The organism is Halomonas sp. (assembly GCF_014859505.1).
Taxonomy (GTDB): Bacteria; Pseudomonadota; Gammaproteobacteria; order Pseudomonadales; family Halomonadaceae; genus Halomonas.
The window spans coordinates 23129-36502 of record NZ_JACUUD010000002.1; the positions used below are offsets into that span (position 1 = coordinate 23129).

9 protein-coding genes are annotated in these 13374 nt (G+C 69.8%); 4 read left to right on the top strand and 5 right to left on the bottom strand.

Going from position 1 to position 13374, the window contains the following annotated elements:
* Positions 1–14: 14 nt before the first annotated feature.
* The 3 genes from IBX53_RS00495 to IBX53_RS00505 all read right to left on the bottom strand — a co-directional run bounded on the left by IBX53_RS00495 (position 15) and on the right by IBX53_RS00505 (position 3595).
* A complete protein-coding gene (locus IBX53_RS00495) occupies positions 15–1496 on the bottom strand; it encodes a hypothetical protein (RefSeq protein WP_290903729.1) in 1482 nt (493 codons plus the stop codon).
* Positions 1497–1579: 83 nt separating this feature from the next.
* Entirely contained in the window at positions 1580–2911 is a 1332-nt protein-coding gene (locus tag IBX53_RS00500) for a HAMP domain-containing sensor histidine kinase (protein ID WP_290903731.1), read from the bottom strand.
* A gap of 6 nt (positions 2912–2917) precedes the next feature.
* On the bottom strand, positions 2918–3595 hold the full coding sequence (locus IBX53_RS00505; RefSeq protein ID WP_290903733.1) for a response regulator transcription factor: 678 nt from the start codon (positions 3593–3595) through the stop codon (positions 2918–2920).
* Between the two features lie 229 nt (positions 3596–3824).
* Here IBX53_RS00505 and dsrO point away from each other — a divergent pair, with 229 nt between their 5' ends.
* The 3 genes from dsrO to IBX53_RS00520 are packed head-to-tail and all read left to right on the top strand — an operon-like array spanning position 3825 to position 8869.
* On the top strand, positions 3825–4604 hold the full coding sequence (gene dsrO / locus IBX53_RS00510; RefSeq protein WP_290903739.1) for a sulfate reduction electron transfer complex DsrMKJOP subunit DsrO: 780 nt from the start codon (positions 3825–3827) through the stop codon (positions 4602–4604).
* Positions 4585–5781: an NrfD/PsrC family molybdoenzyme membrane anchor subunit gene (gene nrfD, locus IBX53_RS00515; RefSeq protein ID WP_290903741.1), complete on the top strand. Its 1197-nt coding sequence runs from the start codon at positions 4585–4587 to the stop codon at positions 5779–5781. Before dsrO ends, nrfD begins: the two co-directional genes overlap by 20 nt.
* Positions 5774–8869 carry a molybdopterin dinucleotide binding domain-containing protein gene (locus IBX53_RS00520; RefSeq protein WP_290903743.1) on the top strand — a complete coding sequence of 1032 codons (3096 nt, stop codon included), beginning with the start codon at positions 5774–5776 and terminating at the stop codon, positions 8867–8869. Before nrfD ends, IBX53_RS00520 begins: the two co-directional genes overlap by 8 nt.
* Positions 8870–8908: 39 nt before the next feature.
* On the opposite strand, the gene egtD is transcribed toward IBX53_RS00520, so the two are convergent.
* Entirely contained in the window at positions 8909–9871 is a 963-nt protein-coding gene (egtD, locus tag IBX53_RS00525; protein WP_290903745.1) for an L-histidine N(alpha)-methyltransferase, read from the bottom strand.
* Between the two features lie 137 nt (positions 9872–10008).
* Here egtD and selD point away from each other — a divergent pair, with 137 nt between their 5' ends.
* Positions 10009–12357, top strand: a complete 2349-nt coding sequence (gene selD, locus IBX53_RS00530) for a selenide, water dikinase SelD (protein WP_290903748.1) — start codon at positions 10009–10011, stop codon at positions 12355–12357.
* Here the strand turns inward: selD and senB are convergent.
* Positions 12347–13342 (bottom strand): selenoneine biosynthesis selenosugar synthase SenB, encoded by a 996-nt coding sequence (gene senB / locus IBX53_RS00535; protein WP_290903750.1) that lies wholly within the window; start codon positions 13340–13342, stop codon positions 12347–12349. The genes selD and senB overlap by 11 nt on opposite strands.
* Positions 13343–13374 lie beyond the last annotated feature (32 nt).

A 13374-nucleotide genomic window follows, 5' to 3' on the forward strand; every position in this document is an offset into this window, starting at 1 on the left:
CGGCTGACATCACCTCAGTCGAGCAGGGTCAGCAGCCAGTCGTTGTTGGCCCGGATGGCGTCGTACAGCGCACGGCTGCGCGCCTCGAGCTCGGTATCGTCACCCCAGTCGCCGGGGCGCTCGAAGGCCTCGCCGCTGCGATAGGCGTTGCCCGCCGCGGTGGCGAACCAGGCGATGGCGGCGACCTGGTGGCGCTCGTCGATCACCTCGCCATCCGCCACCGCCAGGCGGCGCTGCATCAGGCCGTCGTCACCCAGCTGGTAGTCGAGGGCGGCCTGGAGCAGGCGGTCGCTAAGCTCGCCGATGCCCTCGCCAAGCTCGGGGCGGGTCTCCAGGAAGCTGGAGGTGCCGTCACGCTCGCGCAGGGTGCCGAAGCCCCCGGTCAGGTGGTTGAGGAAACGCCACTGGCTCTCGGTATCGATCCGCTCGCCGTCGGCCTTCACACCCTCCCCGGTGAAGACGACCCGCTCGGCCAGGCCCCAGTCGCGGAGCGCCTGGTCACTGTCCAGCAGTGCCAGCGTCATGTCCGCCTTGCGCTCGAAGAGCTGTGCTGCCAGATCGCGGTCATCCTCCTCCCCGAACACGTACAGGATCTCGTAGAGGGCCTTGTGGCCGCGCACCAGGCTGCCCAGGGTATCCAGGTGGTAGGCGCCGTCGTTGTCCAGGTCGTAGATCCGGCGCTCGCCGTCCCAGGCCGCGTCCAGGGTGCCGGCCAGGTTGCGGCTGATCTCGACCAGGCGCTCCAGGCTGATGCCGTGGGCCGCCTCCATGCGCTCCTCGCTGAGCTGGCCCATGTCGTCGGCGCCGCCCGGCTTGTCCCAGCGCACCCAGGAGTAGGCCTGGCTGTGCAGCACATCCAGGCCGTGGGCCAGGCTGGCGGCGTCCCGCTCGCTCTCCACGTCCTGGAAGCCGCGCTGACCATAGTGGCTCTGGGTGAGTCGCTGGGTGATGGCCCCCAGATAGCCCGCCGGGCCGAAGGTGATGGCCTCCTCCAGGCCGTGGTCGGCCCAGCGGCCGGCGCTGTGATGCATGTGGTAGCTGAAGGCGGCCTGGGCCAGATCGGCCAGGTTCATCTCGCGTCCCGGCACCCATTCGCCCTCTTCCTGCACCATGGTGCCCACCGCACCCTCGTCGGTGAAGAAGGCCGCCGCCTGCTGCTGGAGGTCGAGCCAGGCCTGCCCCTGGGCCGCCATGGGCGCCTCGGCCAGGTTGGCATCGTAGCCCTCGTGGCCCATCTCGCTGTCACGCATGATGCGCCCGACGCTGGCCATGGCATGCTGAACCGCCGAGAGGTCGCGATGGTAGAACGCCTCCTGGTAGAAGAGCGCCTCGCCATCATCGCCCACCTGGGCAGGGATCGGCAGGTCGACCCCGGAAGCCTCGGGCAGGGTGTCGTAGTTGGCCAGCGCCGGTAGGCTGGCCAGTGCCAGGCCACCCATGCCGGCCGCCACGGCACGGCGCAGCAGGGATGGGGTAAAGCGTGAGGTAAGGATCATCGGACTCTCCTTGTTGGCCATGACATCACACGATGCCGAGCCCTCACCCTAGCGCCCCTTCCTGAAATCCAACTGAAAGGCGTTCACGGGGCCAGGGGCAGGGTCACCACCAGCCGGGTTCCCTCCCCCGGGGCGGAGAACAGCCGGGCCTCGCCGCCGTGCTGGCGCGCCACCTCGTCGATGATGGCAAGCCCGAGCCCGGCGCCCCCCTGGTGGCGCTGGCGGGAGGGGTCCCCGCGGTAGAAACGCTCGAAGGCGCGCCGGCACTGCTGTTCGCTCATCCCGGGACCGCTGTCGGCGATCTCCAGGCGTGCCCGGCCCGCCTCGGCCAGCAGGCTGACGCTGATGGCACCTCCCGACGGGGTATAGTCCGCGGCGTTATCCAGTCCCGCCCCCACCAGGCGGGCCAGCAGGTCGGCGTCGCCCACCACCCGAAGCCCCTCGGCCAGGTGCGAGGTGAGCGACTGCCGATGCGCCTCGATCCGGGGACGCCGCAGGCGGAGCTGGCGATCCACCACCTCACCCAGGGCCAGGCGCTCCCGGCGCAGCGACAGCCCGCCGGCATCCATCCTGGCCAGCAGCAGCAGCGCCTCCGCCAGCCGCCCAAGGCGACGCACTTCGTCCCGGGCATCCACCAGGGTCTGGTGGTGGAAGTCGTCCAGGCGCTCGCGGCCCTCCCGCTCCACCAGGGCCAGGGCGGTGTTCATTACCGTCAGCGGCGCGCGCAACTCATGGGAGGCGCTGGCGATGAACTCCCGCTGCTGGCGCAGGGCCTGCTGCAGCGGCTGCAGGCTGCGGTCTGCCATCCACCAGCCGCCGAGGCCCGCCAGCACCACGAAACCCAGCGCCAGGAGCAGCAGCAGCACCAGCAGCTGTTCCAGGTGAGCCAGGCTGCCGCCCACGTCGGTGGCGGCATAGACGCTGCCGAGATAGCGCCCTTCTGCGTCCTTCACCGGATGGCGCAACAGGGCCAACTGGAGGACTCCTTCCTCGTCCGCGAGGATCTCCTCGAAGACCACCTGATCGCGGGGCAGGGCGTTACTCTTGAGCAGCGCCAGCACCTCGTCGCGCAGCGAGGGGCGCGTCTCGTTGCCGTGCACCAGTCGCGAATCAGGACCCAGCACGTAGTAGAAAGCGGTGCGATGGGGGCGAAAGCCGATGGTGACGTCCTCGGGGCCACGCCGGCCGGCCACCCAGGCCTCCAGATCCGGCTGGTGGACTTCCGCCTCGCGCTGGGCGAGCTGAACCAGCTCGCTCTTCAGTGACTGCTTCACCAGGGCCGAGTGCATCAGGTAGCCCACCAGCAGCACCGCACAGAGCCCCAGCGCCATGCCCAGGGCGTAACGCCAGGCGAGGCGCCGCCGGCAGGCGTCGAGGTGAGCGAGATCGTGGAGGGAAGCTGACGGTCGGGACATGGGGCCTCAGGCCTCGTCGGCGAAGCGGTAGCCCAGGCCGCGCAGGGTCACGATGGGCTGGCGGGCAGCGACGCGTTCCAGCTTGCGGCGCAGCAGGCGCAGGGTGGCGTCCAGGGCGTTATCGGTAACCGCCTGGTCATGTCCCCACAGGCGTTCGTAGATCAGCTCCCGGGGCACGCTGTGGCCGGCGCGACGCATCAACAGCTCGAGCAGCTGGAACTCCCGCTGGGTCAGCAAGACCGTGCGGCCACCATGGGCGACGCGCCGCTCGTCACACTCCAGGGTCCAGGCCCCGACCTGCAGGCGGCGGTCGCTCAGAGGACGACTGGCACGACGCCCCAGCGCCTCGAGCCGAGCCAGCAGCTCCTCGGGCTCGAAGGGCTTGAGCAGGTAGTCGTCGGCCCCGGCGGCAAAGCCCTCGAGCCGATCCTCCAGGGCGTCCCGGCCGGTCAGCATCAGGATGCCGCCCTCGAAGCCATCGGCGCGGGCCCGCTCGCACAGCGAGACACCCTCCTCGTGGGGCAGCATCCAGTCCAGCACCAGCAGGTCGTAGTCACCCTGGGCCATCAGCGCCGCCGCCATCCGCCCATCGTGGGCCACGTCCACGGTGTGCCCCGCCTGGCGAAGCAGGTGGTCCAGCAGCCGCGTCAGGCGCTCGTCGTCATCCACCAGCAGCAGATACACCCTCAACTCCCTGTCGCATCCAGCACGATATCGCCTTTCGAGGCTCATGCAAAACGTGAAGAAATACAATAGTCTAGCCCAAGGATTAAGGAAGTATTAAGAGCCGGCTAACATTCTCTTGATGCATATCAACCCCATCGACCTTGGTCGCAGGTAGGCTTTCCGGTGTCACCCCCTTTCTTCCTGTCGCAGGGCGATCCCCCGCGACACCCAGGCTACCGGAGGCGCCATGGACCACCTTCGCCGCTCCCTTCTCGGCCAGCTGGCCCGCCTCAGCGCGGGTGCCGCCCTGATACCGCTCTCGAGCGTTGCCAGCGCCGGCATCAACAGCCAGCCGCCGCGCCGAGAAGGCGACCCCACCAAGCGCTACGGCATGCTCATCGACCTGCGCCAGTGCATCGGCTGCCAGGCCTGTACCGTGTCGTGCCATATCGAGAACGACGCCCCCATGGGCAAGTTCCGCACCACCGTCTCCCAGTACGAGGTGGAGCATCAGGAGACTGGCGAGCTGGCCACCTTCATGCTGCCGCGCCTGTGCAACCACTGCGAGAACCCGCCCTGCGTGCCGGTCTGCCCGGTGGAGGCCACCTTCCAGCGCCAGGACGGCATCGTGGTAGTGGACAGCGACCGCTGCGTGGGCTGCGCCTACTGCGTCAACGCCTGTCCCTACGACGCCCGCTTCATCAACGACAGGACCCAGACCGCCGACAAGTGCACCTTCTGCGCCCACCGCCTGGAAGCCGGCCTGCTGCCGGCCTGCGTGGAGAGCTGCGTGGGCGGCGCGCGGATCATCGGCGACATGCGCGACCCCGAGAGCCAGATCAGCCGCATGATCAATGATCACCGCGACGAGCTGATGGTGCTGCAGCCCGAAAAGAACACCCTGCCCCAGGTCTTCTACCTCGGCATGGACGAGCGCTTCATCACGCGCCCGCTCGCCGAGCCGGTAACCCTGGAAGTCCTCGACCCCCACGGCAAGGAGATGGGTTATGAATTCCATGGCCATTGAGCTGCTCGCTCCCCGCTACGCCATCGCCTGGTACCCCTGGGCGGTGCAGTACTTCTTCCTGATCGCCATCTCCTACGCCACCCTGTGGCTGGCAGCCCCGGCGCTGGTGTTCGGCCAGCAGCGCTGGCTGCCCACCGCACGCCTGGCCATGCTGGCCTGCCTGACCACCACCCTGGTGGCGCCGGTGGCGCTGCTCGCCGACCTGCACCAGCCGCTGCGCTTCTGGCACTTCTACGCCTACTCCACCTCCAGCTCCTGGATGTCCATCGGCAGCCTGCTGCTGCCGCTCTACGTGGTGGGCGTGCTGCTGCTCGCCTGGCTGGCCTGGCGCCCCGCCCTGCAGGCCAATCGCCAGGCGCCCGGCCTGCCGGGCCTGGTGGCGCGCCTGCTGTCGTTCGGTACCGCCCCTACCCCGCGCGCGGCGCTGGTACTGGTGGGCCTGGGCACACTCGCGCTCTCCACCGGCATCATGCTCTACACCGGCGCCGAGCTCGCCGTGGTCAAGGCGCGTCCGCTGTGGAACACCGTCTGGCTGCCGCCGATGCTGGTCACCACCGGCTTTATCGCCGCCGCCGGCCTGATCCTGGTGCTCAACCGGGTCAGCGGCCTGCGAGACCAGGCCAGCAGCGGCCAGATGCTCAGGGTGCTGCTGGGCGCCTGCGTGGTGGCCGGCATCATAGCCGGCAGCTGGTTCCTGGACGGCATCAACGCCAACGTCGGCTCGGTGGCCGCGGCGCTCGATTCCGTGCGGGCGAGCCCCTCCTGGCGCAGCACCGCCCTCTGGGGCGGCCTGACCGGGGTGGCCCTGTTCGGCGCCGTGCTCACCCTGCTCACCCGCCCCGCCGCCCGCCACCCGGCCCTCTTCGCCTGGGCCTGGGTGCTGGGCCTGGTGGCCATCCACATGGGCTGGATGTTCCGCTGGGTGGTGCTGATGGACGTGCAGCACGTGGCCCGCAACAGCGCCGGCTTCCACCACTACGGCATCCCCGCCGGCTCCTCCGGCCTCCTCGGCATCGTCGGCACCTTCGGCCTGTGGCTCGCCGCGGCCCTGGTGATCGACCTGCTGATCCCCTGGCGCCAGGCGCGTCAGGGCGGCAGCGCCGCCGACGTCTCCTCTTCCGAAAGCAACGCACAGCCCGACGCCAAGTCCGTCGAAGGAGCGCCCAGCCATGGCTAAGTCACCCGTCGACACCTCACGCCGCCGCTTCATGAAGGGTGCCGTCGCCGCCGGCGGTGCCGCCACCTTCGTCGCCGGCTACTCCGACCCCCTGGCCAAGATGGCCAAGGGCGTCACCGGCAGCGCCGGCGAGAAGCCGAAGGACCGCATCCACGGCAACTCCCTGGCCCCGGAGTACCGGGTCGACCTCGACACCGGCGAGCTGACCCTCAACCCGGACCAGCGCACCGCCTTCACCATCTGCTACGGCTGCACCACCCAGTGCGGCGTGCGGGTGCGCGTCGACAACGAGAGCGACCGGGTGCTGCGCGTCTCCGGCAACCCCTACCACCCGCTCTCCGCCGACGACCACCTGCCCATGCGCACCCCGGTGGCCGAGGCGCTGCGCCACGTCAGCGCCTACGGCGGCCAGGGCCAGGTCAACCGCTCCACCGCCTGCGCCCGCGGCAACGCCATGATGAGCCAGTTGGAGAGCCCCTTCCGCATCGACCACTGCCTCAAGCGGGTGGGCGAGCGCGGCGCTCGCCAGTGGCAGAAGATCTCCTTCGAGCAGCTGATCGAGGAGATCTGCGAGGGCGGCGACCTGTTCGGCGAGGGCCAGGTGGACGGCCTGCGCGCCATCCATGACCACGACACCCCGATCGACCCGGAGAACCCGGAGTTTGGCCCGAAGGCCAACCAGCTGATGGTGATGGAGGCCACCGACTACGGCCGCTCCGAGCTGCTCAAGCGCTTCACCCTCAACGGCTTCGCCACCCGCAACTACGGCCACCACGGCTCCTACTGCGGCCTGGCCTTCCGCATGGGCTCCGGTGCCGTGATGAACGACCTGGGCGCCAACGCCCACGTCAAGCCGGATATCCAGAACGCCCGCTTCATCATGTATATCGGCACCGCGCCGAGCCAGGCCGGCAACCCGTTCAAGCGCCAGGGCCGGCTGATCGCCAAGGCCCGTGCCGAGGGCACCCTGGAGTACGTGGTGGTGGACCCGGCGCTGAACGCCTCCGCCTCCCACGCCGCCGACCACAACCGCTGGGTGCCGATCCGCCCCGGCACCGACAGCGCCTTCGCCATGGCCATCATCCAGTGGCTGCTCGAGAACGAGGGCTACGCCAGGGAGTTCCTGGAGCTGCCGGGCAAGGCCGCCGCGGACGCCGCCGGCGAGGCGACCCACTCCAACGCCACCCATCTGGTGATCGACACCGCCGACCACCCGCGCCGCGGCCACTTCCTGCGCGCCAGCGACCTGGGCCTGGCGGAGCCCGACAGCGACGCCGACGGCCCCATGGTGGTGGTCGATGGCGAGCTCGTTCACGGCGAGGAGGCGATGGCGGCCGAGCTCTTCATCGACCGCGAGGTCGAGCTTGCCGACGGGAGCGCCGTGCGGGTGAAGAGCAGCATGACCCTGCTGCGGGAGTCGGCCAACGAGTTTGAGCTGGCCACCTACGCCGAGCACTGCGGCATCCCCGAGGCCACCATCGTCGAGCTGGCCCGCCGCTACGCCAGCCACGGCCGCCGCGCCGTGGTCAACTGCCACGGCGGCATGATGTCGGGCAACGGCTTCTACGCCGCCTTCGGCGTGCAGATGCTCAACCTGCTGGCCGGCAACTACAACATGAAGGGCGGCAGCGCCGTGGGCGGGGGCCAGTTCAACGGCTTCAGCCAGGGCCCCCGCTACGACCTGGTGAACTTCCCCGGCAAGCGCGGCCCCCAGGGCGTCTTCCTCTCCCGCTCGCGCTTCCCCTACGAGCGCTCCTCGGAGTACCGCCGCAAGGTAGAAGCCGGCGAGAATCCCTACCCGGCCAAGGCGCCGTGGCGCTCCTTCGCCCCGCCCACCCTCACCGAGCACCTGCCCTCGGCGCTGGACGGCTACCCCTACCCGATCAAGGCGCTGATCGGCTGCATGGCCAACCCCATCTACGGCCAGGCCGGGCTCGAGGCGATGATCGCCGACAAGCTCAAGGACCCGAAGCGCCTGGGGCTCTTCGTGGCGGTGGACGGCTTCATCAACGAGACCAACCGCTACGCCGACTACATCGTGCCCGACTCGGTGATGTACGAGGTGTGGGGCTTCACCGGCGCCTGGAAGGGCGCGCTGGGCAAGCTGACCACCGCCTGCTGGCCGGTGGTGGAGCCGCGCCAGCAGAAGACCGCCGAGGGCGAGCCGGTCTCCATGGACAGCTTCTTCATCGCCGTGGCCAGACGCCTGGGCCTTTCCGGCTTCGGCGACGAGGCGATCCCGGATGCCGACGGCAACCTGCACCCGCTCAACCGCGCCGAGGACTACTACCTGCGCGCCGCGGCCAACATCGCCTTCATGGACGAGCCGCTGCCCGAGGCCGACGAGAGCGACGTCGCCCACGGCGGCATCGCCCCGCTGCTGCCGCGCCTCGAGCGCACCCTCAAGGCCGATGAGCGCGGCCGGGTGGCCTACCTCTACGCCCGCGGCGGACGCTTCCAGGACGCCAGCGACCACTTCCGGGGTGAACGGCTGACCAACGCCTGGCGGCGCACGCTGTGCGTCTACAACGAGGTGGTGGGCACCAGCATCGACACCATGACCGGCAAGACCAACCGCGGCGTACCCGGGCACAGCCTGCCGCTGCTGGCCAACAAGCAGACCATGCGCGAGGTGTTCCCGGAGGAGGAGTGGCCGCTGCTGGCCTTCTCGTTCAAGTCCAACCTGATGAACTCCTACGCCATCGGCAACGAGCGGCTGCGCATGATCAAGCCCTACAACCCGGTGCAGATGCATCGCCAGGACGCCGAGCGCTACGGCATTGCCCACGGCGACACCATCCGCATCGACAGCCCCGGCGGCAGCGTGGTGGGCCTGGCGCTGGTCAGCGAGAGCGTGATGCCGGGCTCGCTCGGCATCGAGCACGGCTACGGCCACCGGGATCTCGGCGCCACGCCCCACGTGATCGACGGGGAGTCCCAGCCGGACATGCCCTGGCTGCGCGCCGGCATCAACATCAACGACCTGGGCTTCCGGGACCCGACCCGCAACGTGGACGGCACCTGGCTCGAGCCCATCAGCGGCGCCAGCGTGCGCCAGGGCCTGCCGGTGAGGGTCCGCCGCGCCTGAGGCAATCCTGTGCCTGTCGAGCGATCAGTCGCTCGACAGTCAGTCGCTCGAAAGGTAGTGCACGCTGAACAACGCCTCGGCGTCGCTCCAGACCGCGCTCGGCCGATAACCGGCTCGCCTGGCCAACGCCTGGAACCCCTTGCGACTGTACTTGCAGGAATTTTCCGTGTGCAGCGTCTCGCCCCGGGCGAAATCGAAGCGGCACTCACCGAGGACGAGGGTCTGCCGGCACCTGCTGACCAGATGCATCTCGATGCGCGATGACGCCGCATCGAAGTAGGCGAGATGCCGGAAGTTGCCGGGCTCCACCGCAACGCCCAGTTCGCGGCGCATGCGCTCCAGCAGATTGAGATTGAACGCCGCCGTGACACCGGCGGCATCGTTGTAAGCCGCCTCGAGGGCACTCGTGTCCTTGACCAGATCGACCCCGATCAGCACGCCGCTGCCGGGGGGAAGGGCCCGGCGCAGCCGCGCGAGAAAGGCCTCGGCCTCGACCGGCGTGAAGTTGCCGATGCTCGAGCCGGGAAAGAAGGCTACCACCCGCCGACCCTCGACCCCTGTCGGCAACCGCAACCGGGCCGAGAAGTCCGCCCAGGCCGCGTGAACCTCGAGCCAGGGATAGTCGGCCGCCAGGCGACGGGTGCTCTGCAGCAGGAAGTCGCGGGAGATATCCACCCCCAGGTAACGACTCGGGCGCAGCGTCTCCAGCAGCAGGCGCACCTTGCGGCTGGCCCCGCTGCCCAGTTCGACCAGCAGCGACTCCGGTCCGACCAGCGATGCGATCTCCTCGGCGGCCGCGGCGAGGATGCCCTCCTCGGTCCGGGTCAGGTAGTACTCGGGCTGGCGGCAGATCGATTCGAACAGCAGGGAGCCCCGTTCATCATAGAAGTACTTGGGCGACAGGGCCTTGGGAGAGCGGCCCAGCCCGGCGATCACGTCGTCGCCAAACGACGGCCCCGCTTCGTCGACATGCTGGTCATGGAAATGGACGGCTGTGGACATCAAGGACCCTCGCTGGCGAAAGGGGCTGGCGGCAGAGGTCGACAACACGCCGACACCGAGATGGCGTCGCGTTGTCGATTAACCTTTAGACTGTGACGCCAACGCCAATGTCTCACCAATCTAGAGCGAGCCTGACCATGCAGCAACCGCAGCAGCCCCAGGGGTTACAAGTGTTACGGGATATCGTGCTGGTCGGCGGCGGCCACACCCACGTCGGCGTCCTCAAGCGTTTTGCCATGCGCCCGGAGCCCGGCGTCAGGCTCACCATGATCTGCCGCGACACCCATACCCCCTACTCGGGCATGCTGCCGGGCTATGTGGCCGGGCACTACACCTACGATGACGTGCATATCGACCTGCGCCGCCTGGCGGAGTACGCCGGGGCACGCTTCTTCCGCGACGAGGCCATCGGCATCGACCACGATGCGCAGACCATCCACTGCCGCTCGCGCCCGCCGGTGCCCTATGACTGGCTGTCGATCAATATCGGCTCGACACCCAGCATGAATTCGGTCAGCGGTGCCGGCGAGCATGCGGTGCCGGTCAAGCCTATCCATCAGTTCAACGACCGCTGGCAGAGGCTGCTCGAGCGTCTCACGCACCCACACGCCGGGCAGCACCCGGGCCAGACCCGCATCGCGGTCGTCGGCGGCGGCGCCGGCGGCGTCGAGCTGCTGCTGGCCATGCAGCACCGGCTGGGCAACGAACTCGGCGCCCAGGCCCGCGACCCGAATGAGCTGCGCTTCTCCCTGTTCACCCGTGGCGCGCAGATCCTGCCGACTCACAACGCACGGGTACGCGCCCACTTCCAGGCCACCCTCAGGCAGCGCGGCGTCGAGGTGCACACTGCCACCGACGTGGTCGATGTCGAGGCGGGCCGTCTGCAGACCGCCGACGGCAACTGGCATGCCGCCGACGAGATCATCTGGGTCACCAATGCCGGCGGGGCCGCCTGGCTGCGCGATACCCGCCTGGCACTCGACGACGACGGCTTCATCCGGGTCGGCGACACCCTTCAGTCGCTCTCCGATCCGCGCATCTTCGCCGCTGGCGATATTGCCAGCCAGGTCGACCATCCCCGCGAGAAGGCCGGGGTCTTCGCCGTGCGCCAGGGACGTCCGCTGGCAGACAACCTGCGTGCCGCGGTGACCGGCAAGCCCCTGAAACCCTACCGCCCCCAGGCGCGGTGGCTGGCCCTGATCAGCACCGGCGACCGCCATGCCGTGGCGTCACGCGGGGGGCTCTTTCTCGCGGGAGACTGGGTGTGGCGCTGGAAGGACGGCATCGACCGGCGTTTCATGGCCCGATTCACAACCCGGCTCAACGACCTGCCGCCGATGGAGCACGGCGCCATGCAGGCGCCCCGGCCCAGCAAGGTAGTCCTCGACGAGGAGGAGAACGCCCAGGCAATCTCGGCCATCGCCATGCGCTGCGGCGGCTGTGGCGCCAAGGTCGGCGCCTCGGTGCTCTCTCGTGCCCTCTCGACCCTGCAGCCGGTGGACCGGGACGAGGTGCTGGTGGGCCTGCACGCCCCGGACGATGCCGCCGTGGTGCGGGTGCCGCCGGGCAAGGCCATGGTGCATACCGTCGACTTCTTCCGCGCCTTCATCGACGACCCCTATGTGTTCGGCAAGGTCGCCGCCAACCACGCCCTGGGCGACATCTTCGCCATGGGGGCCGAGGCGCAGACCGCCACCGCGATCGCCACGGTCCCCCAGGGGCTCGAGGCCAAGGTCGAGGACACCGTCTTCCAGATGATGACCGGCGCCCTCGAGGTGCTCAATGCCGCCGACTGCGCCCTGGTCGGCGGCCACACCGGCGAGGGGGCCGAGCTGGCCCTGGGCTTCGCCGTCAACGGCCTGATCGACGCCGAGGGCGACGGTATCCGGAACGACGGTATCCTGACGAAAGGCGGCCTGCGCGCGGGGCAGGTGCTGATCCTGACCAAGCCCATCGGCACCGGCACCCTGTTCGCCGCCCATGCCCGGCTGGGTGCCCGGGGTCGCTGGATCGACGCCGCCCTCGACAGCATGTGCCAGTCCAGCCGCGAGGCCGCGGCCTGCCTGCGCGAGTACGGCGCCACCGCCTGTACCGACCTCACCGGCTTCGGCCTGCTGGGCCATCTGGTGGAGATGACGCGCCCCTCGGAAGTGGATGCCGAACTCGACCTGGCCGCGCTGCCGCTGCTCGAGGGCGCCGAGGAGACCGTCGCCGCCGGGATCCTGAGCTCGCTGCAGCCCGCCAACGTGCGCCTGCGCCGGGCCATCCGCGACCAGGCGGCCTGGGTCGAGCACCCCCGCTATCCGCTGCTGTTCGATCCCCAGACCGCCGGCGGCCTGCTGGCCAGCGTGCCCGCCGAGCGCGCCGACGCCTGCCTCGCGGCCCTGCACGCCCTGGGGTACGCCAGGGCCGCCGTCATCGGCCGCGTCCTCGAGCCCAGCGACTCGCTGGAACCCATCCATCTGACGGATGGCGCTAAGACGTGAGGCCGCAGGCGGCAATGACCCGCGCCAGCCCCGCCCGTTCGGCCTCGGGACGGAACCTCGGCGCCCGCGCCAGCACCTGCCGGCGGAGACGATCGACGAACGCCGGCTCGGCCTCGGCCTGCAGCAGCCGTTCCCGCAGGGCCGCGGTATCGGCCACCGGGAAGTAGCCGGCGTAGTCCTCGCCCAGCAGGCCGCGGTTACCGGGGATCGCCGAGGCCAGCACCGGCAGGCCGGCCACGCAGGCCTCGCTGACCACATTGGCGCCTCCTTCCATGCGCGAGCTGATCACCATCAGCCGTGCCCGGGCCATCCACTGGCGCACCCGCCAGCGAGGCAGGTCGTCGAGCCAGCGGTAACGCCCGTTGCACGCCATCTCCTCGCGGGCGGCCTCGGCCCACTCCGGGCTATGGGCGCCGCCGAGCTGCACCACGCACAATCGCGACGTCGATGGCAGCTCGCGCACGGCCAGGGCCGCGCGCAGCGAGTCCTTCTCCTCGCGCAGGTGGCCGGCGACCAGCACCTCGAAGCGGCGACGGATGGGCCCCGGGGCACGGAGCGGCAGGGGGAGGGCCGACTGGTGGACGACATGCAGACGCGACAGGAAGCGCGCCGGGAGGTCCTCGGCCAGGCAATCATGCAGGCCGATCAGGGCATCGCTCGCGGCGAGGCTGTCGAGGAACGGCTCGGGATGGCTGTACTGGAAGCGGTAGACGTCGGTCCCGGTCAGCACCACCACCAGCGGGCACGCCGGAAAGGCAGCGCGACAGGCACGAATGGCCGCATGGCTGCGCACCGCATGGAGCGCCAGCACCAGGTCCGGTGGCTGGCCGGCAAGGCGGCAGGCATCGGGGCCGTCCTCGGACCCCACCAGGCGGACACGGCAGCCCAGCTCTCGCAGCAGCCCCGCCCAGCGGGTCGCCGTGGCCCGATTGCCGGCATGCGACCCTCGACCCGCCGGCGTGATCAGGGCTATGTTCAATGCCATGGTACCTCCAGCACTTCCCTTGCGAGGACGGC

Bases quoted from the DNA above. Each gene is read 5' to 3' on its own strand.
- nrfD (WP_290903741.1), top strand. From the start codon at position 4,585: ATGAATTCCATGGCCATTGAGCTGCTCGCTCCCCGCTACGCCATCGCC.
- IBX53_RS00520 (WP_290903743.1), top strand. From the start codon at position 5,774: ATGGCTAAGTCACCCGTCGACACCTCACGCCGCCGCTTCATGAAGGGT.
- IBX53_RS00495 (WP_290903729.1), bottom strand. From the start codon at position 1,496: ATGATCCTTACCTCACGCTTTACCCCATCCCTGCTGCGCCGTGCCGTG.
- egtD (WP_290903745.1), bottom strand. From the start codon at position 9,871: ATGTCCACAGCCGTCCATTTCCATGACCAGCATGTCGACGAAGCGGGG.
- dsrO (WP_290903739.1), top strand. From the start codon at position 3,825: ATGGACCACCTTCGCCGCTCCCTTCTCGGCCAGCTGGCCCGCCTCAGC.
- selD (WP_290903748.1), top strand. From the start codon at position 10,009: ATGCAGCAACCGCAGCAGCCCCAGGGGTTACAAGTGTTACGGGATATC.
- IBX53_RS00500 (WP_290903731.1), bottom strand. From the start codon at position 2,911: ATGTCCCGACCGTCAGCTTCCCTCCACGATCTCGCTCACCTCGACGCC.
- senB (WP_290903750.1), bottom strand. From the start codon at position 13,342: ATGGCATTGAACATAGCCCTGATCACGCCGGCGGGTCGAGGGTCGCAT.